Below are 16,483 nucleotides of genomic sequence, written 5' to 3' on the forward strand. Positions count from 1 at the left end.
AATATGAAAAAGTTTAACACGCAGGCCCCGTTCTCCAGCCGCTTTCGTTACGCCGTGCTGGCCATGCTTTTCATTATCGTCGCAGGCTGCAGCGGCTTGCGCCTGGCCTACAACAATGGCGATACCGTGCTGTACTGGTGGCTGAACGCGTATGTCGACCTCGACCGCGACCAGAAGGGCTGGGTGCGCGAGGATATCGACAAGCTGTTCGACTGGCACCGCAAGACGCAATTGAAGGATTACGTGGAAATCCTGCGCACGGGCCAAAAGCAGCTGCAAGGCAATACCACGCAGGCGGACCTGATGGCCGATTACAGCGAGATCAAGCAGCGCACCCAGGCGCTGCTGCTGAAAGCGGCGCCCGAACTGGCCGACCTGGCGCGCTCGCTCAAGCCCGAGCAGATCGCGCAAATGGAAAAGAAGTTCAAATCGAACAATGATGATTACCGCAAAAAATACCTGAGCGGCGACCAGGAGAAGCGCCAGCAACTGCGCTACAAGAAGGCCATGGAGCAATTCGAACTGTGGTTCGGCAGCTTCAGCAGCGAGCAGGAAGCCATCATCCGCAAGGCGTCCGACGCACGTCCGCTGAACAATGAGATCTGGCTCGACGAACGCATGCGGCGCCAGCAGAATGTGTTGAACCTGGTCAAGAAGGTCCACCAGGAAAAACTTGGCAAGGACGCCACCGTGGGCTTGATCACGACCCTGATCAAGGACAGTTTCGAGCGCCTCGAACATTCGGAGCGCAAGGCCTTCTTCGATGCCTACGAAAGCAGCACGGCGCAGATGGTCATGACGGTGATCAAGATCGCCACGCCGGCGCAAAAGACCCACGCCGTCAAGCGCATGCAGGGCTGGATCGACGATTTCAATTCCCTGGCCACGCAACCAAAATAGCGAGGCAGCGCCAGCAGGGGGGAGGGGGCCATATGCTATAGTGGCCGCCATCGAATTGAAGAAATCCCCATGCAAAAGAAGATTAAAAAACCCGCCAAAGTCCCCGTGCACCACGCGCCGCCACCGAACCAGGTGCGCATTATCGGCGGCCAGTGGAAACGCTCCGTGCTGCCTGTTTTGCAGGCACTCGGTTTGCGCCCGACACCGGACCGCGTGCGCGAAACCGTATTTAACTGGATCAATCACTTGCGCGACGGCGACTGGGCCAACGCCCAGGTGCTGGACCTGTTCGCCGGCAGCGGCGCGCTGGGTTTCGAAGCGGCCAGCCGCGGCGCCGCGTCCGTCATCATGGTCGACACGCACACGCCCGTGATCCGCCAGCTGGAAGAGAACAAGACGAAATTGCGCGCTGATAATGTCCAGCTGCTGCGCGGCGACGCCCTGCTGACGGCGCAGGGCCTGGCAGCGCGCGGCCAGCGCTTCGACCTGATCTTCCTCGATCCGCCTTACCAGCAGGATTTCCTCGCAAAAGTGCTGCCGCTGTGCGCCAATCTGCTCAAGGAAGGCGGCATCGTGTATGCCGAATCGGGCTTGCCGCTGGTCTTCGATGAAGCGAGCGCACTGGAAAAGCCGGAATGGATGGCGCCGTGGGAAGTCATCCGCGCCGACAAGGCGGGCACCGTTTATTATCATTTGCTAACTTACAACAAAGTGCCTGCAACTGCCTGAATCTGCCTATAAATGAGGCAAAAAGGCTCCCTGGCCCGAGGCGCAGCACCAATTTCAGGCATAATGCGCGTCTATATTGGTGCATCGTCAGGGAGCCGCAATGGTTGTAGCCGTTTATCCAGGAACATTCGATCCGCTCACGCGTGGTCATGAAGATTTGGTGCGCCGCGCATCGGGTCTGTTTGACAAGCTGATCGTCGGTGTGGCCGACAGCAAGAACAAGCAACCGTTTTTCTCGCTCGACGAACGCCTGGAAATCGCCAACGAAGTGCTTGGCCACTATCCGAATGTGCAAGTGGAAAGCTTTTCCGGCTTGCTCAAGGATTTCGTGCGCAAGCATGAAGCGCGTGTCATCGTGCGCGGCTTGCGCGCCGTTTCCGACTTCGAATACGAATTCCAGATGGCGGGCATGAACCGCTACCTGTTGCCCGATGTCGAAACCATGTTCCTGACGCCGTCCGACCAGTACCAGTTCATTTCGGGCACCATCGTGCGCGAAATCGCGGCACTGGGCGGCGACGTCTCCAAGTTTGTCTTCCCCTCGGTGAACCGCTGGCTGCAAAACAAGATTGCCGCCAACGCTGCCTCATCGCAATAAGTAAGAGTGAAATCATGGCATTACTGATCACCGACGAATGCATCAATTGCGACATTTGCGAGCCCGAGTGCCCGAATGACGCGATCTACATGGGCGCGGAAATCTACGAAATCGATCCCAACAAGTGCACCGAATGCGTGGGCCACTTTGACGAGCCGCAATGCCAGCAAGTGTGCCCCGTCAGCTGCATCCCCTTCAATCCCGCCTGGCGCGAAAGCCCGGAACAATTGATGGCCAAGTACGAACGCCTGCAGGCGGAACTGCCTGCCAAACCTTAAGCATTTCCCCCGCGCCACTTCTGGACCACTTCTGCGTGGCGCCAGCTTCTGCCAACTGTTCTACACTGTGTGCTGACTTATCCACAGCCCATGGTTTCCACGGAGGTAGAAGATGCAAATACGCACATCCCGTTTCGGCTGTTCCCTCACTGCCGCCTGCCTGTGCGCCTGCCTGGCACAAACGGCGCTTGCCGTCGAGGTGGGCGGCGTCAAGCTGGACGACACGGTACAGCTGGCCAGCCGCGAGTTGAAACTCAACGGCGCCGGCGTGCGCTACAAGGTCATCTTCAAGGTCTATACGATCGCGCTGTACCTGCCGGAAAAGAAAACCCAGCTGGCCGACATTTTGGCGCTGCCCGGACCGCGCCGCCTGGAAATCGTCATGCTGCGCGACATCACTTCCGACGAGCTGGGGCAAGCCTTCATGCAGGGCTTGAAGCGCAGTTCCGACCAGGCCGACCGCACGCGCCTGCTGAGCCAGACGATGCAGTTCGGCGCCATGTTCGAAATGGTACCGGGCCTGAAAAAGGGCGACATTCTCACCGTGGACTGGCTGCCGGAAGAGGGAACCTTGTGCAAACTGAACGGCAAGCAGGTGGGCGACATGGTGCCGGACCTGGCCTTTTACAATGCGCTGCTGAAAATCTGGATCGGCGCCCATCCTGCCGACACCTTGTTGCGCGCGCATTTGCTGGGCGATATGGCCTGAAGCAAAACGCGGGCGTAAAAAAAGCCGGCGCATGCCGGCTTGTCATCTGCAACAGCGAGCTTATGCGCGTGTCGACAGGGCGCGCAATTCGGCGGCGTTGCTTGGCGACACGCCATCCATCTTGCCCAAAGTGCGCTTCAAGGCTTGCGCTTCGCGCATCTGCTGGCGCGCCAGACGCTCTTCGCGGCTCAACTTGGGACGCACCACCAGCATCATGGCGCGGGCGATCCCCACCAGCAAAGGCTTGAACAGCAGGGCGAACGCGCCCACAGCGACGATCACCAGCACGAGTTGCAGGGCGTTGAGCAGAGAAATCTCCAGCACGGGTGCGGATACTGCGTACAGGGCGGAGGCGAAGGTAGACATAGTGTTCCAGTGCATTATAGAATTTGCCAGTACTATAGTGCAGTGCAACATATAAATCTAATTCCATTTCTTGATACCAATTATATGAATCGTGAATGGAAAACTGTAATATTTTTTTACGAGTGAAAATATTCGTGCCCGGCGCGGTTTACACTGCTAAGTAATCAATTTTAAGTAATCAATTCAACTTTTATCTTGGGCTTTCCATGAGTTTTCTGACGCTGGATCTGAACTTGCTGCGTGTTTTCGACGCCGTCATGACGGAACAAAACCTGACGCGCGCAGCCGGCCACCTGGCGATGACGCAGCCGGCGGTATCGAACGCCATCAAACGCCTGCGCGAGAGCCTCGGTGACGAATTGCTGATCCGCACGGCCTACGGCGTAAAACCCACGCCCCGCGCCGAAGCACTATGGCCATCCGTGCGCTCGGCCCTGGCCAGCCTGGAAGCGGCCGTCACGCCGGAAACCTTCGACGTGTCGAAGACCCACGCCACTTTCCGCATGGCGATGGCCGATGCGACGGCCGCGTTCTGGCTGCCCTCGCTGATGCGCTCGATCGAACGGGAAGCACCGGGCGTCAACGTGCGCATGATGCCGCTGACGACGCGCGAACCGCGCCCCATGCTGCTGCGCGGCGATATCGATCTGGCCGTGGGCTTCTTTCCCGGCGTGGCAGCGCAATTGTCGAGCGAAACGGGTTCGCCCATCCGCCACGAGCGCCTGTATTCCGGCAAGTATGTGTGCGTGATGCGGCGCGGCCATCCGCTGGCCGACAAGGAATTGACCTTGGATAACTACTGCGCGGCCAACCATTTATTGGTGAGCTTTTCCGGCCGCGCGCATGGCTTGATCGACGAAGCGCTGTCGCAGATCCACCGCGAACGGCGCATTTTGTTGACGGTCAACCAGTTCTTCACGGCCGGGCGAGTGGTCGCCAATTCCGACCTGATCACGGTCTTGCCGCGCCATTTGATCGCCTCGACGGGCATGACGGAGTCCCTGCTGTACAAGGATTTGCCATTGACCTTGCCGGCCGTCCACCTGGACATGCTGTGGCACGAGCGCGACGCCCGCAGCCCCGCCCATAAATGGCTGCGTAATCATCTGGAAAGCATGAACACGCCCACTTTACGGACGGCCACGGCGGCCGGCGGCGGCGTGGCGCCCAAGCCGCATATCGAGTAAGCGCCGCCGGCACAAGAAAAAACGCCTGATGATCTCTCATCAGGCGTTTTGCTATGCGTGGTTGCTGGATCTATAGCCAATTCTGAAACCGCCCCAGTGCTTGCCTTCGACGTGGATGGGCACGGACAAATCGTGCATGACTTCGCCCGTGTCGCGTTTATACGTCTGCAGCAGGAAGGCCTTGGTGTTGCTGCCGCAGCGCTTGCCCGTGCGGTCGCTGAAGATGCGCTTGGTGCGGTTATTGACCATATCGGTGGCGTAGTCGCCCGTCAGCGGCTGGGAAAACTTCTTGTTGTGCGTCGGAAAATAGCCATTGTTGTCGACGGCGCCCGCATACGCCAAATGGGGCAGGGCGGCCAGCACGCCTTCCTGCAGGTCGGGCAGCACCTTGTCCGTAAACGCGTCGAACTTCGTGTTGTGCTTGGGCGGATTGGTGTTCGGGATGGGGCGGTAGTGGCGGTCGAACAGGGCTTCGCGCGTGATGCGGCCCGATGCAATCGCTTGCTCGAACAGTTTGCCCACCTCGCGCGCGGCGCGCTGGGCCGCCTCGCGGATCTCGTCATGCGGCGTGGCCACGCTCGATTCACCGAGGGCGCCCGCGATCACTTCAGCCCGCTCGGCCAGGGCCATGGCCGACTGCGTGGCGCGCGGCAATTCGGCATTCGTCGACAGCATGCTGTCGCGGATTTGCAGGATGGCGTCGGCGATCACTTGCGTCGTGTCGACGTGTTCGCGCGAGGCGCGGGCAATTTGCCCGATCTCGTCTTCCGACTCGCCCGACGATTGCTCGATATGGCTGAGTGAGGCGTGCACGCTTTCCACGTTGCGCGCCGCTTCCGTGACACCGGCCGCCAGCGAACTCATGCCGCGCGCGGCCTTTTCCGACTGTTCATTGATTTCGCGCACCATCACGCTGATTTCATCGGAAGCTTCCTTGGTGCGCTGCGCCAATTGCCGCACTTCACCGGCCACCACGGCAAAACCGCGGCCGTGTTCGCCGGCACGGGCCGCTTCGATGGCGGCGTTCAGCGCCAGCAAATTGGTACGTGCGGAAATATCGGAAATGGCTTCCGTGAAGCCCGTGATGCGTTTGGATTTTTCCTGCAGGCTCAGCATGGTGCTGGACGCGCCTTGCGCTTCCTCGCGTGCCGTATTGATGCGGCGCAAGCCCTGGTCCACTTCGGCGCGCGCCGCCACGCTTTCCACGCGCACGCCGGCGGCCACCTTGGCGGCCCGTTCCGCATTGGCGGCGATCTTTTCCGTCATCGCGGCATTTTGTACGGAACTGTCGGCAATGTCGCTGGCCGTGCGGACATCAAGTTCCACCTTCTGTTTGACGGAATCGACGAAATACGAGGTTTCCGCCGCACCGATCATGATGGCATCGATGGCATTGCCCACCGTGTCGGCGAACTGGTGCAAGCCCGGTTCGCCACGCGGACGGCCGGCAAACGCCAGCAGCGCGGCGCCGATGGCGGCGGCCATGCAGGCAATCAAATAAGGATGGTCGCCGCCCGACAGCAGCAGCAGATAGGCCAGGCAACAGGCCACGGCCATTGCCAGGATCGTGAATACAAAGAAACGCACCAGCTGATGCTGCAACTGCTTCATTTGTCCCCCGCTGCGCGAACCCGTCACGTCCCTGGAGGGACGTGCTGTGGCCGTATGCGGGTGGGCACGATTGCCCACCTTGCACCCTGAACACAACGTCTGCGCGTGTTTTCAGGCCGGCTACCGGATAGCAGAATTGTAGTTCTACCCTACAACATTTGTTCCGATAGCTCAATCAGAAAAACGGGGCGGCTACACCAGGGTCACTTAATTGGCAATTTGGTGGTGTTTTTGACCTCTTCCATGACGGCATAAGTGTGGGTTTCCCGCACACCTTTCTGCAGCAAGGTCTTGCCCAGGAATTCGCGGTAGGCGGCCATGTCCTTGACGCGCGCCTTGACCAGGTAATCGAAACCGCCAGCGACCATATGACATTCCAGTACCTCTGGAATGATTTGTACGCTATGCTTGAAGGCGTCGAACACTTCCGGTGTCGTGCGATCGAGCACCACTTCGATGAACACCAGCAGCGACACGTCGAGCAGCTGCGGGTTCAACTGGGCCGTATAGCCCATGATGTAACCGGATTCGTGCAGCTTGCGCACGCGCTCCAGGCAGGCGGCAGGCGACAGGTTCACGCGCGCGGCCAGCTCCACATTGCTGATGCGTCCATCGCTCTGCAATTCCATCAGGATTTTCTTACTGATCTTGTCCAGCATTCCCATCACCCCCAAATTAATATTATTTGGTTAAATTGTCGCATCAAAAACTATCTATTGCTAGTCCCCTGTATTACCAGAATTAATCCATAAGAATCCCCTTTACAATCGAATCATCTTAACGTCCGACTTTCTGTATTTTTTTGCACCAAAAAAGAGCAAGAATTACGTCAGTTTTCGTCCCCTTTTTCCTTGTAAAGAGCACTTATGCACCCTGCAGGCCCCTCGGCTTTTACCCCGATTCCTTTTGCTGCGTTCCAGGCAGAAATCCTGCCCGAAGCGACTCCACAACGCGCCGCCATCACCGCCGCCTATAGGCGCGACGAGGTTTCCGCGGTGCAGTGGCTGTTGCAACAAGTGCGCCCCAGCAGCACCGAAACGACGGCCGAAGGACAAGCGCTGGCGCACCGCCTGGTCTCGAACGTGCGCCAAAAACGCACACGCGCGTCCGGCGTCGATGCACTGATGCACGAGTTCTCGCTATCGTCGGAAGAGGGTGTTGCATTAATGTGTCTGGCTGAAGCGCTGTTGCGTATACCCGACAGTCAGACGGCCGACCGTTTGATCGCCGACAAAATCAGTAAGGGTGACTGGAAGAAACACCTGGGCGAATCGCCGTCGCTGTTCGTCAACGCGGCCACCTGGGGTTTGCTGATTACGGGCAAACTGGTCAGTACCAGCAGCGAATCGGGCCTCGGTTCGGCCATGACCAAGCTCATCGCCAAAGGCGGCGAACCGCTGATCCGCAAGGGCGTCGACCTGGCCATGCGCATGCTGGGCAACCAGTTTGTTACAGGCCAGACCATCGAAGAAGCGTTGAAGAACAGCCGCGAGAATGAAACACGCGGCTACCGCTACTCGTACGACATGCTGGGCGAGGCGGCCCTGACGCAGCAGGACGCGGCCAACTACTACGCCTCGTACGAAACGGCGATCCACGCCATCGGCAAGGCGTCGAACGGCCGCGGCATCCGCAACGGTCCCGGCATTTCCGTGAAACTGTCGGCCCTGCATGCGCGCTACAGCCGCGCCCAGAGTACCCGCGTCATGGAAGAATTGCTGCCGAAAGTCAAAACCCTGCTGTTGCTGGCCAAACAGTACAACATCGGCTTCAACATCGATGCGGAAGAAACGGACCGCCTGGAACTGTCGCTCGACCTGATGGAAGCACTGGCCTTCGATGCGGACCTGGCCGGCTTCGACGGTATCGGCTACGTGGTGCAGGCGTATCAAAAACGCTGCCCGTTCGCCATCGATTTCCTGATCGACCTGGCGCACCGCAGCGGCCGCAAGTTCATGGTGCGCCTGGTCAAGGGCGCGTATTGGGATGCGGAAGTCAAACGCGCGCAAGTCGACGGCCAGGAAGGCTATCCCGTCTACACGCGCAAGGTCTACACGGACGTCTCTTACCTCGTGTGTGCGCAAAAACTGCTGGCCGCGAGCAAGTTGATCTATCCACAATTTGCCACGCACAACGCGCAAACCCTGTCGACCATTTATACCTGGGCGAAACGCGACGGCATCACCGACTATGAATTCCAGTGCCTGCACGGCATGGGCGAGACCCTGTACGACCAGGTCGTCGGCCCCGAGAATCTCGACAAGCCGTGCCGCATCTACGCGCCCGTCGGCTCGCATGAAACCCTGCTGGCCTACCTGGTGCGCCGCCTGCTGGAAAACGGCGCCAACTCGTCGTTCGTCAACCAGATCGTCGACGAAAGCGTGGCCATCGATAGCCTGATCCGCGATCCGCTCGAGCAGGCACGCCTGCAGGGCGGCTTGCCGCATCCGTCGATTCCGCTGCCGCTGGACATGTTTGGCAGCGAACGCAGGAACTCGGCCGGCCTGGACCTGTCGAATGAAGATACTTTGCGCACCTTGGCCACGGGCCTGGCGCAGCAGCAGACATGGCAGGCCGCGCCGCTGATCGATGGCGCCGTCAGCCTGAATGGCCCCACGCACATGCTGCACAATCCGGCCCAGCACGACGATGTCGTGGGCAAGGTCATGGAAGCCGGCCCGGCCGACGTGGAAACGGCGCTGGCCAGCGCCAGCGCCTACGCCATGGATTGGCAAACCACGGAGCCGTCGATCCGCGCGCAAGCGTTGCTGCGCGCGGCCGACCTGTTCGAAGAACACCACATCGAGCTGATGGCCCTGGCCGTGCGCGAAGCGGGCAAGTCGCTGCCGAACGCGATCGCGGAAATCCGCGAAGCCGTCGACTTCCTGCGCTACTACGCAGCACAGGTGGAACACGCACCGAACACCCTGGCGCTCGGTCCCGTCACCTGCATCAGCCCGTGGAACTTCCCGCTGGCTATCTTTACGGGCCAGCTGGCCGCCGCCCTGGCCGCAGGCAACGTGGTACTGGCCAAGCCGGCCGAGCAAACGCCGCTGATCGCCCACCGCGCCGTGCAATTGCTGCATGCGGCGGGCGTGCCGCGCGGCGCACTGCAATTCTTGCCCGGCAGCGGCGAAGTCGTTGGTGCCGGCCTGTGCAATGACGCACGCGTGAAAGGCGTGATTTTCACGGGCTCGACGGAAGTGGCGCAATTGATCAACCGCAACCTGGCCGCGCGTGCCGTGGCCGAAGGCATCGACATTCCCCTGATCGCCGAAACGGGTGGCCAGAATGCCCTGATCGTCGATTCGTCCGCCTTGCCGGAGCAAGTGGTGCAGGACGTGATGTCGTCCGCTTTCGACAGTGCCGGCCAGCGCTGCTCGGCCTTGCGCGTGCTGTTCCTGCAAACGGAAATCGCCGACAAGACCATCCACATGCTCAAGGGCGCCATGCAGGAATTGCGCGTCGGCAATCCTGACCGCCTGGCCACCGATATCGGTCCCGTCATCGATGCGGAAGCGCAAGGTAACTTGCTGGCACACATCAACAAGATGAAAACCATGGCCATCGACCATTATTCGCTCGATTTGCCGACCGTCAAAGGCACGTTTGTCGCCCCGACCGTGTTGGAAATCAAGTCGCTGGCGCAATTGACGCAGGAAGTCTTCGGCCCCGTGCTGCACGTGATCCGCTACAAGCGCTCCGAGCTGCCGCAACTGGTGCAATCGATCAACGACAGCGGTTACGGCCTGACCCTGGGCATCCATACACGCATCGATGAAACCATCGATTTCATTACCAAGCGCGCGCACGTAGGCAATATTTATGTGAACCGCAACATCGTCGGCGCCGTCGTCGGCGTGCAGCCGTTCGGCGGCGAAGGCAAATCAGGCACCGGCCCCAAGGCGGGCGGCCCCCTGTACCTGAAACGCCTGCAGCGCAATGCGCCGGCCGGCGCGCAGCATCAACGCCAGGCGCCGCCAGCACTCGACGCGCTGACCGTGTGGGCAAAGATGCATGGCCACGACAAGGTCGAACAACTGGCGCAGGAATACGCACGCACCACCTTGCTGGGCAGCACCACCGTCTTGCCAGGCCCGACAGGCGAGCGCAATACCCTGAGCTTTGCCGCGCGCGGCACGATTCTGTGCGCGGCAGCGACCTCGGGCACGCTGATGAACCAGCTGGCCGCCGTCCTGGCCACCGGTAACGAGGCCTTGGTGCTGGCACAATCGCCGGAACTAATCCCGGGCGACTTGCCGGCCGCGCTGAAGGACCGCATCCAGATCGTCAGCAACCTGGAGTCGGTCAAGCATGATTTCCAGATCGCCATGATCGAGCCTAGCCTCGATGGCCAGCTCAAACCGCTGCTGGCGGCACGGGAAGGGGCCTTGGTGGGCACCATCGCCACCACGCAGGACGGTGCCATCCCTCTGTGGCGCCTGGTTGCTGAGCGGGCGCTGTGCGTGAATACGACGGCGGCCGGTGGGAATGCCAGCCTGATGATGCTCAGTGTCTAACATTTAAGCAGGCAGTCAACGTAAAAGGGCGGAACCAGTGGTTCTGCCCTTTTTTTATGCACGCTGGATGAAAAATCAGCCAGCCAGGCGCTGGCACAATTGCTGGATCACCGTATACGCGTATGGCGAAGCGACGGTTTGCACGAAACGCATGAAGTCGACGGCCGCCTCTTCGTTGGCGTTGTCGGAAATGGTACGCATGACGGTAAACGGCACGCCCAGTTCAAAACACACTTGCGCCACGGCGGCGCCTTCCATTTCGACGGCCAGCAAGTCGGGGATATCTACTTTGAGCTGGTTCAGATGCGCGGCGCTGCTGATGAACTGGTCGCCGCTGGCGATCAGGCCGCGGTGCACTCGCGCGTGCTGCAAGCCAAATGCCGCGATATCGGCCGCCTTGAGCACGCTGGACACATCGTCACGCAGGAAATCTTCTGCGGCGCCAGCCAGTTGCGTGCTCAGTTCCAGGTCCGTGGCAAAGCGCTGCAGGCCAGTCAACGGCACTTCGAAGCGGGGAAATAGAGGGCGAGCGTCCATATCGTGCTGCAACAGCGCTTCGGCCACGACGATATCGCCCACTTTCACGCGTTTATCCCCACTGCCGGCCACGCCGATGAAGACGATGTGGGTAACTCCGTACTTTTCCACAAGGATAGAAGCTGTCATGGCGGCGGCAACCTTGCCTAGACGCGACAGGACGCACACAGCGTCGATATTCCAAAGGGTTCCCAGGGTGTAGTCGCGCATGCCGTGTGAATGCCTCTGGGGGCCTTGCATGGCTTCTACCAGCCCCTGCTGTTCTTCGTGCAAGGCACTGATGATGCCTAAACGCATTTTTTGATGTGTATGCATGCTGTTTTTACAGGTTTTTGGGATTGCAAAACGGTTTACATGGTGAAAACAGCCGTTTCGGCGACTTTTCCACCGTTCGCGTTTGTCTCTGTGTTTTAAATAAAGATGTATACATAAAAATAGTAGTGATAGTAAACGGCCATTTTTTTGTGGATAAGTCGGTATACCATCGAAAAATCATCGACTTAGCGCACAAAAAAGTAGGCGCACAAGCATTGTATCCACGGAGGACTTGTTTGGGATAAAAATTGGCTTGTGGACAAAGATCGACTTTTCCCACATCTCATCCTGTGGATATGCAGGCACTTATCCACACCGCCAAGCAAAAATCGTGGCTTTTCTTGCTGTAGTGGCATGGTTGACGTGTTTCGTCAGCATGGGATCTGGTCTGGCAATGAACGTTGAGCGACCACGAGCGCTGTTCTTTCACGGAGGCTGGCATCGAGGTGATTCCTGGAAGACGGTTTGGCAGTGGGTCGGGATGTTGCCGTTGGCTTTTTTTTTGACGGTTTGGCGTGCTTTTTGGAAATATCCCCGGACTTCCGCTTTTTTTGTCGGTTTACAATAGATCTATATATAAAAATAGTAGTAATAGTAAACGCGTTTTTTTCTGTGGATAAGTCGCTTTTTTTCAACAGGATCAATCGTTTACACGCAAAATAAAGCGTGCATAATCGCTGTATCACGCGAGGAGCAAAATTGTATAAAATGCGGGCCTGTGCAAAAGTTCGTGTTTACGCACAAGTCATCCTGTGGATATCAAGTGACTTATCCACAATCGTTTCAAATTCCCCCTTTTTTCAACATCGAACCGCCTGCTGGTACTGTGCCTGCTCAGGTCTGTTGACGTTTACATTTTGCAAAACGGTTTGGCAGTGCTGTTTGCGTGATGCCGGCCGTGCCGGTTTTCGTCGCGCAGTTGTTGGCTCGATTTTTTTTGTCAGCCAACGCTGTTGCCCAGCTTTTTTTGAAGATGGGCTTGTGAAGGTTCGCTAAGCGGTAGGGCAGGCAAGACGTGCGTTGTCGGGTTTACCTTAACAAGTTCGTATACAAGAATAGTAATAGTAGTTAACGGCGGCATCTTCTGTGGATAAGTCCCGATTTATCCTTGTAAACAATCGCTTGGCGTGCGGATAAGCGCTGAGTAAGGGTTGTATCTGCCTGGGACGGTTTCTGGACAAAAAAAAGCCGCTGAAAAAATTTTTCGTTTACACACATATCGTCCCTGTGGATATCCATACGGTTATCCACAGCTTGCCGCCCCTGGTTTGATGCTTTTTTACCTTGCCGTGACGCTTGTTCGTATCCCAGGCAACGATTAATGTCGCCCTGGTTCGGCACTGGTGGTAATCTCAAGGCGGCTCAGCAGCCATGCATGCATGAAGAAAGACAGACTCTGGTAGCGGAACGCGGCGGGGAGACACGCCGCGTGACAGCTTGATGGCATACCGAAAGGAGCTTCATTGGAATCGGCAGGCGAATACGACTACATCATCGTGGGCGGCGGCACGGCAGGTTGCGTGCTGGCCAACCGGCTCACACGCGACAAGGATGCCAACGTTTTGCTCGTGGAAGCGGGCGGCAAGGACGATTACGTGTGGATCCACATCCCCGTCGGCTATCTGCATTGCATCGGCAATCCCCGCACGGACTGGCTGTATTCCACGCAGGCGGACGCGGGACTGGGCGGGCGCAGCCTGATCTATCCACGCGGAAAGGTGCTCGGCGGCAGTTCTTCCATCAACGGCATGATCTATATGCGGGGCCAGGCCGGCGATTACGATCACTGGGCCGACCTGACGGACGACGCTTCCTGGCGCTGGGACAAGGTCTTGCCGCTATTTAAGCAAAGCGAGGATTATTACGGCGGCGCCTCGGAAAACCATGGCGTGGGCGGCGAGTGGCGCGTGGAAAAACAGCGGCTGTCATGGGATATCCTGAACGCGTTCCGCGATGCGGCGCAGCAAGTCGGCATCCCGAAAACCAGCGATTTCAATGGCGGCGACAATAGCGGCAGCGCGTATTTCGACGTCAACCAGCGCCGCGGCATCCGCTGGAATACCTCGAAAGCATTTTTGAAACCGGCATCGCGCCGCCCGAATCTGACCATCATGACGGGCTGCCACGTGGAACGTCTGTTGCTTGAGACTTCGGAGTCGGGCCCCCGTTGCACGGGCATCGTGTTTACGGGCGGCGGCACGCAGTGGCAGGCGACGGCCAAGCGGGAAACCTTGCTGACGGCGGGCGCCATCGGCTCGCCGCAATTGCTGCAATTGTCCGGCATCGGCCCGGCCGCCTTGCTGCAGCAGCATGGCATCGCGCCCGTGCTGGACGCTCCTGGCGTGGGCGGCAATTTGCAGGACCACTTGCAGCTGCGCATGGTATTCAAAGTGCAGGGCGTGAAAACGCTGAACATCATGGCGGGCAATATGCTGGGCAAGATGCAGATCGGCTTGCAATATGCGTTGTTTCAGAGCGGGCCCATGTCGATGGCGCCATCGCAGTTGGGGGCGTTCGCCAAATCCGATCCGCAGCAAGCCACGCCGAACCTGCAATACCACGTGCAGCCCTTGTCGCTCGACAAATTCGGCGAACCCTTGCATGCGTTTCCAGCATTTACGGCCAGTGTGTGCAATCTGCGTCCCACGTCGCGTGGCCACGTGCAGATCGCATCGGCCGACAGCTATGCGGCGCCAAAGATCGTTCCCAATTACCTCAGTACCGAGCAGGACCGCAGCGTGGCGGCCGACGCCTTGCGCCTGACGCGGACCATCGCCGCAGCGCCGGCCCTGAAAAAATTTGCGCCGGAAGAATACAAGCCTGGCGTGCAATTCCAGAGCCAGGAAGAACTGGCGCAGGCGGCCAGCCAGATCGGCACCACCATCTTCCACCCGGTGGGCACTTGCCGCATGGGACTGGCCAGCGAGGCATCAAGCGTGGTCGACAGCCAGTTGCGCGTGATCGGCGTGGCCGGTTTGCGCGTCGTCGATGCCTCGATCATGCCGTACATTACTTCTGGTAACACGAACTCGCCCACGGTGATGATTGCGGAAAAAGCGGCGCAAATGATACATGCGGCCTGGAAATAGCGGGGCAAGCGTGCGAGTTTGCGCCATTCGGGCCGGCGAAAAATCCCCGTAGTTATACTGTATTGTGCGTTAAATTTAAGTTGTGTATTATAAAAATGACTAAGTAGTACAAAAAGTACAACTAGGAGACACGATGTCAAACGTAATCTTGGAAACAAGAAATTTGACCAAGGAATTCAAGGGTTTCACCGCTGTGAGCGACGTGAACCTGAAGGTAGAGCGCGGCCATATCCACGCCTTGATCGGTCCGAACGGTGCCGGCAAGACCACGTGTTTTAACTTGCTCACCAAATTCCTGGTCCCCACTTCCGGACAGATCCTGTTCAATGGAAAAGATATCACGGCCGCCAAACCGGCCCAGATCGCGCGCATGGGCGTGATCCGTTCCTTCCAGATTTCCGCCGTCTTTCCCCATTTATCCGTGCTGCAGAATGTGCGTATCGGCTTGCAGCGCCAGCTCGGTACCTCGTTCCACTTCTGGCAAAGCGAACGCGCATTGAACCAGCTCAACGACCGTGCCATGGCCTTGCTGGCCGAAGTCGACCTGACGGAGTTTGCCGACACCATTACGGTCGACATGCCGTACGGGCGCAAGCGGGCGCTGGAAATTGCCACCACCCTGGCGATGGAACCGGAAATGATGCTGCTCGACGAACCCACGCAAGGCATGGGCCACGAAGACGTGCACCGCGTGACGGAACTGATTAAAAAAGTGTCGGCTGGCCGCACGATTTTGATGGTGGAACACAATATGAGCGTGGTCTCTGGCATCTGCGACAAAATTTCCGTCCTGCAGCGTGGCGCCATGCTGGCCGAAGGCAGTTACGCGGAAGTGTCGCGCAATCCGCAAGTGATGGAAGCGTACATGGGCACCACCCACGCGGAACTGGAAGGGGCGCATTGATGGCGACACAAGTGAATGGCGGCGCACCTGCGCTGGAAATTACGCAACTGCACACCTGGTATGGCGAATCGCACATCCTGCACGACGTGAACCTGAAAGTGGCGCAGGGAGAAGTGGTCACTTTGCTGGGCCGCAACGGCGCCGGCCGCACGACCACCCTGCGCGCCATCATGGGGCTGACGGGCGCGCGCACGGGCTCCATCAAAGTCAACGGCGTCGAAGCGATAGGTTTGGCCACGCACAAAATCGCCCACCTGGGCATCGGGTATTGTCCCGAAGAGCGCGGTATTTTTTCGTCGCTGTCGACCGAGGAAAACCTGCTACTGCCGCCGACCCTGGCCAGCGGCGAGAAGGGCATGTCGGTGGAGGAAATCTACGCCATGTTCCCGAACTTGCAGGAACGCCGGCACAGCCAGGGAACGCGCCTGTCGGGCGGGGAACAGCAGATGCTGGCCGTGGCGCGCATCCTGCGCACGGGCGCGCGTTTGCTGCTGCTTGATGAAATATCCGAAGGCCTGGCGCCCGTCATCGTGCAAGGGCTGGCGCGCATGATCACCACCCTGAAAGCGAAGGGCTACACCATTGTCATGGTGGAACAGAATTTCCGGTTTGCCGCGCCGCTGGCGGACCGGTTTTATGTGATGGAGCACGGTCAGATTGTCGAGACTTTTGCTGCATCCGAACTGGAGGCCAAGATGCCGGTATTGACCGAGCTGCTTGGCGTGTAGTCCCCATGTAGT

At 58.8% G+C, this 16,483-nt stretch carries 14 protein-coding genes; 10 read left to right on the forward strand and 4 right to left on the reverse strand.

Translation table 11 applies throughout. The annotated features are described in order from the left end of the window. The first annotated feature begins 3 nt into the window (after positions 1 to 3). The 5 genes from SKZ59_RS12695 (at position 4) to SKZ59_RS12715 (ending at position 3,214) form a co-directional block, all read left to right on the forward strand. A complete protein-coding gene (locus tag SKZ59_RS12695; protein ID WP_319991991.1) occupies positions 4 to 900 on the forward strand; it encodes a DUF6279 family lipoprotein in 897 nt (298 codons plus the stop codon). A 69-nt stretch (positions 901 to 969) separates the two neighbouring features. Further along, the gene (gene rsmD, locus SKZ59_RS12700; RefSeq protein ID WP_319991992.1) at positions 970 to 1,629 is read left to right on the forward strand and encodes a 16S rRNA (guanine(966)-N(2))-methyltransferase RsmD; all 660 of its coding nucleotides are present in this window, start codon (positions 970 to 972) and stop codon (positions 1,627 to 1,629) included. Positions 1,630 to 1,729: 100 nt separating this feature from the next. Beyond that, entirely contained in the window at positions 1,730 to 2,227 is a 498-nt protein-coding gene (gene coaD / locus SKZ59_RS12705; protein WP_034752633.1) for a pantetheine-phosphate adenylyltransferase, read from the forward strand. A 14-nt stretch (positions 2,228 to 2,241) separates the two neighbouring features. After that, on the forward strand, positions 2,242 to 2,505 hold the full coding sequence (locus SKZ59_RS12710) for a YfhL family 4Fe-4S dicluster ferredoxin (RefSeq protein ID WP_070303217.1): 264 nt from the start codon (positions 2,242 to 2,244) through the stop codon (positions 2,503 to 2,505). A 112-nt stretch (positions 2,506 to 2,617) separates the two neighbouring features. Continuing rightward, a complete protein-coding gene (locus SKZ59_RS12715) occupies positions 2,618 to 3,214 on the forward strand; it encodes a chalcone isomerase family protein (RefSeq protein ID WP_070303218.1) in 597 nt (198 codons plus the stop codon). A gap of 60 nt (positions 3,215 to 3,274) precedes the next feature. On the opposite strand, the gene SKZ59_RS12720 is transcribed toward SKZ59_RS12715, so the two are convergent. After that, complete coding sequence (locus SKZ59_RS12720; protein ID WP_034752641.1) at positions 3,275 to 3,580, reverse strand: hypothetical protein; 306 nt, start codon at positions 3,578 to 3,580, stop codon at positions 3,275 to 3,277. A 206-nt stretch (positions 3,581 to 3,786) separates the two neighbouring features. On the opposite strand from SKZ59_RS12720, the gene SKZ59_RS12725 reads away from it, so the two are divergent. Then, positions 3,787 to 4,767 (forward strand): LysR family transcriptional regulator, encoded by a 981-nt coding sequence (locus SKZ59_RS12725; protein ID WP_034752642.1) that lies wholly within the window; start codon positions 3,787 to 3,789, stop codon positions 4,765 to 4,767. Positions 4,768 to 4,818: 51 nt separating this feature from the next. On the opposite strand, the gene SKZ59_RS12730 is transcribed toward SKZ59_RS12725, so the two are convergent. Further along, the gene (locus SKZ59_RS12730; RefSeq protein WP_072456025.1) at positions 4,819 to 6,378 is read right to left on the reverse strand and encodes a methyl-accepting chemotaxis protein; all 1,560 of its coding nucleotides are present in this window, start codon (positions 6,376 to 6,378) and stop codon (positions 4,819 to 4,821) included. A gap of 203 nt (positions 6,379 to 6,581) precedes the next feature. Next, entirely contained in the window at positions 6,582 to 7,037 is a 456-nt protein-coding gene (locus tag SKZ59_RS12735) for an Lrp/AsnC ligand binding domain-containing protein (RefSeq protein ID WP_010393827.1), read from the reverse strand. A 207-nt stretch (positions 7,038 to 7,244) separates the two neighbouring features. Here SKZ59_RS12735 and putA point away from each other — a divergent pair, with 207 nt between their 5' ends. Beyond that, positions 7,245 to 10,898 (forward strand): trifunctional transcriptional regulator/proline dehydrogenase/L-glutamate gamma-semialdehyde dehydrogenase, encoded by a 3,654-nt coding sequence (gene putA, locus SKZ59_RS12740; protein WP_319991993.1) that lies wholly within the window; start codon positions 7,245 to 7,247, stop codon positions 10,896 to 10,898. Positions 10,899 to 10,973: 75 nt separating this feature from the next. Here putA and SKZ59_RS12745 read toward each other — a convergent pair whose 3' ends face one another. Then, positions 10,974 to 11,732, reverse strand: a complete 759-nt coding sequence (locus tag SKZ59_RS12745; protein ID WP_319991994.1) for a 5'-methylthioadenosine/adenosylhomocysteine nucleosidase — start codon at positions 11,730 to 11,732, stop codon at positions 10,974 to 10,976. Positions 11,733 to 13,213: 1,481 nt separating this feature from the next. On the opposite strand from SKZ59_RS12745, the gene SKZ59_RS12750 reads away from it, so the two are divergent. The 3 genes from SKZ59_RS12750 to SKZ59_RS12760 all read left to right on the forward strand — a co-directional run bounded on the left by SKZ59_RS12750 (position 13,214) and on the right by SKZ59_RS12760 (position 16,471). Next, the gene (locus SKZ59_RS12750) at positions 13,214 to 14,839 is read left to right on the forward strand and encodes a GMC family oxidoreductase (protein ID WP_319991995.1); all 1,626 of its coding nucleotides are present in this window, start codon (positions 13,214 to 13,216) and stop codon (positions 14,837 to 14,839) included. A gap of 133 nt (positions 14,840 to 14,972) precedes the next feature. Beyond that, positions 14,973 to 15,743, forward strand: a complete 771-nt coding sequence (locus SKZ59_RS12755) for an ABC transporter ATP-binding protein (protein WP_034752653.1) — start codon at positions 14,973 to 14,975, stop codon at positions 15,741 to 15,743. Continuing rightward, positions 15,743 to 16,471, forward strand: coding sequence for an ABC transporter ATP-binding protein (locus tag SKZ59_RS12760; RefSeq protein ID WP_034752656.1), 729 nt, complete (start codon positions 15,743 to 15,745; stop codon positions 16,469 to 16,471). Before SKZ59_RS12755 ends, SKZ59_RS12760 begins: the two co-directional genes overlap by 1 nt. The last annotated feature ends 12 nt before the right edge of the window (positions 16,472 to 16,483 follow it).

The sequence above is a fragment of the Janthinobacterium sp. GMG2 genome (assembly GCF_033949445.1).
Classification (GTDB): Bacteria; Pseudomonadota; Gammaproteobacteria; order Burkholderiales; family Burkholderiaceae_D; genus Janthinobacterium; species Janthinobacterium aestuarii.

Excerpts from the sequence above, each read along its gene's own strand:
- SKZ59_RS12695 (WP_319991991.1), top strand. The coding sequence starts at position 4 with ATGAAAAAGTTTAACACGCAGGCCCCGTTCTCCAGCCGCTTTCGTTAC.
- rsmD (WP_319991992.1), top strand. The coding sequence starts at position 970 with ATGCAAAAGAAGATTAAAAAACCCGCCAAAGTCCCCGTGCACCACGCG.
- coaD (WP_034752633.1), top strand. The coding sequence starts at position 1,730 with ATGGTTGTAGCCGTTTATCCAGGAACATTCGATCCGCTCACGCGTGGT.
- SKZ59_RS12710 (WP_070303217.1), top strand. The coding sequence starts at position 2,242 with ATGGCATTACTGATCACCGACGAATGCATCAATTGCGACATTTGCGAG.
- SKZ59_RS12715 (WP_070303218.1), top strand. The coding sequence starts at position 2,618 with ATGCAAATACGCACATCCCGTTTCGGCTGTTCCCTCACTGCCGCCTGC.
- SKZ59_RS12720 (WP_034752641.1), bottom strand. The coding sequence starts at position 3,580 with ATGTCTACCTTCGCCTCCGCCCTGTACGCAGTATCCGCACCCGTGCTG.
- SKZ59_RS12725 (WP_034752642.1), top strand. The coding sequence starts at position 3,787 with ATGAGTTTTCTGACGCTGGATCTGAACTTGCTGCGTGTTTTCGACGCC.
- SKZ59_RS12730 (WP_072456025.1), bottom strand. The coding sequence starts at position 6,378 with ATGAAGCAGTTGCAGCATCAGCTGGTGCGTTTCTTTGTATTCACGATC.
- SKZ59_RS12735 (WP_010393827.1), bottom strand. The coding sequence starts at position 7,037 with ATGCTGGACAAGATCAGTAAGAAAATCCTGATGGAATTGCAGAGCGAT.
- putA (WP_319991993.1), top strand. The coding sequence starts at position 7,245 with ATGCACCCTGCAGGCCCCTCGGCTTTTACCCCGATTCCTTTTGCTGCG.
- SKZ59_RS12745 (WP_319991994.1), bottom strand. The coding sequence starts at position 11,732 with ATGCGTTTAGGCATCATCAGTGCCTTGCACGAAGAACAGCAGGGGCTG.
- SKZ59_RS12755 (WP_034752653.1), top strand. The coding sequence starts at position 14,973 with ATGTCAAACGTAATCTTGGAAACAAGAAATTTGACCAAGGAATTCAAG.
- SKZ59_RS12760 (WP_034752656.1), top strand. The coding sequence starts at position 15,743 with ATGGCGACACAAGTGAATGGCGGCGCACCTGCGCTGGAAATTACGCAA.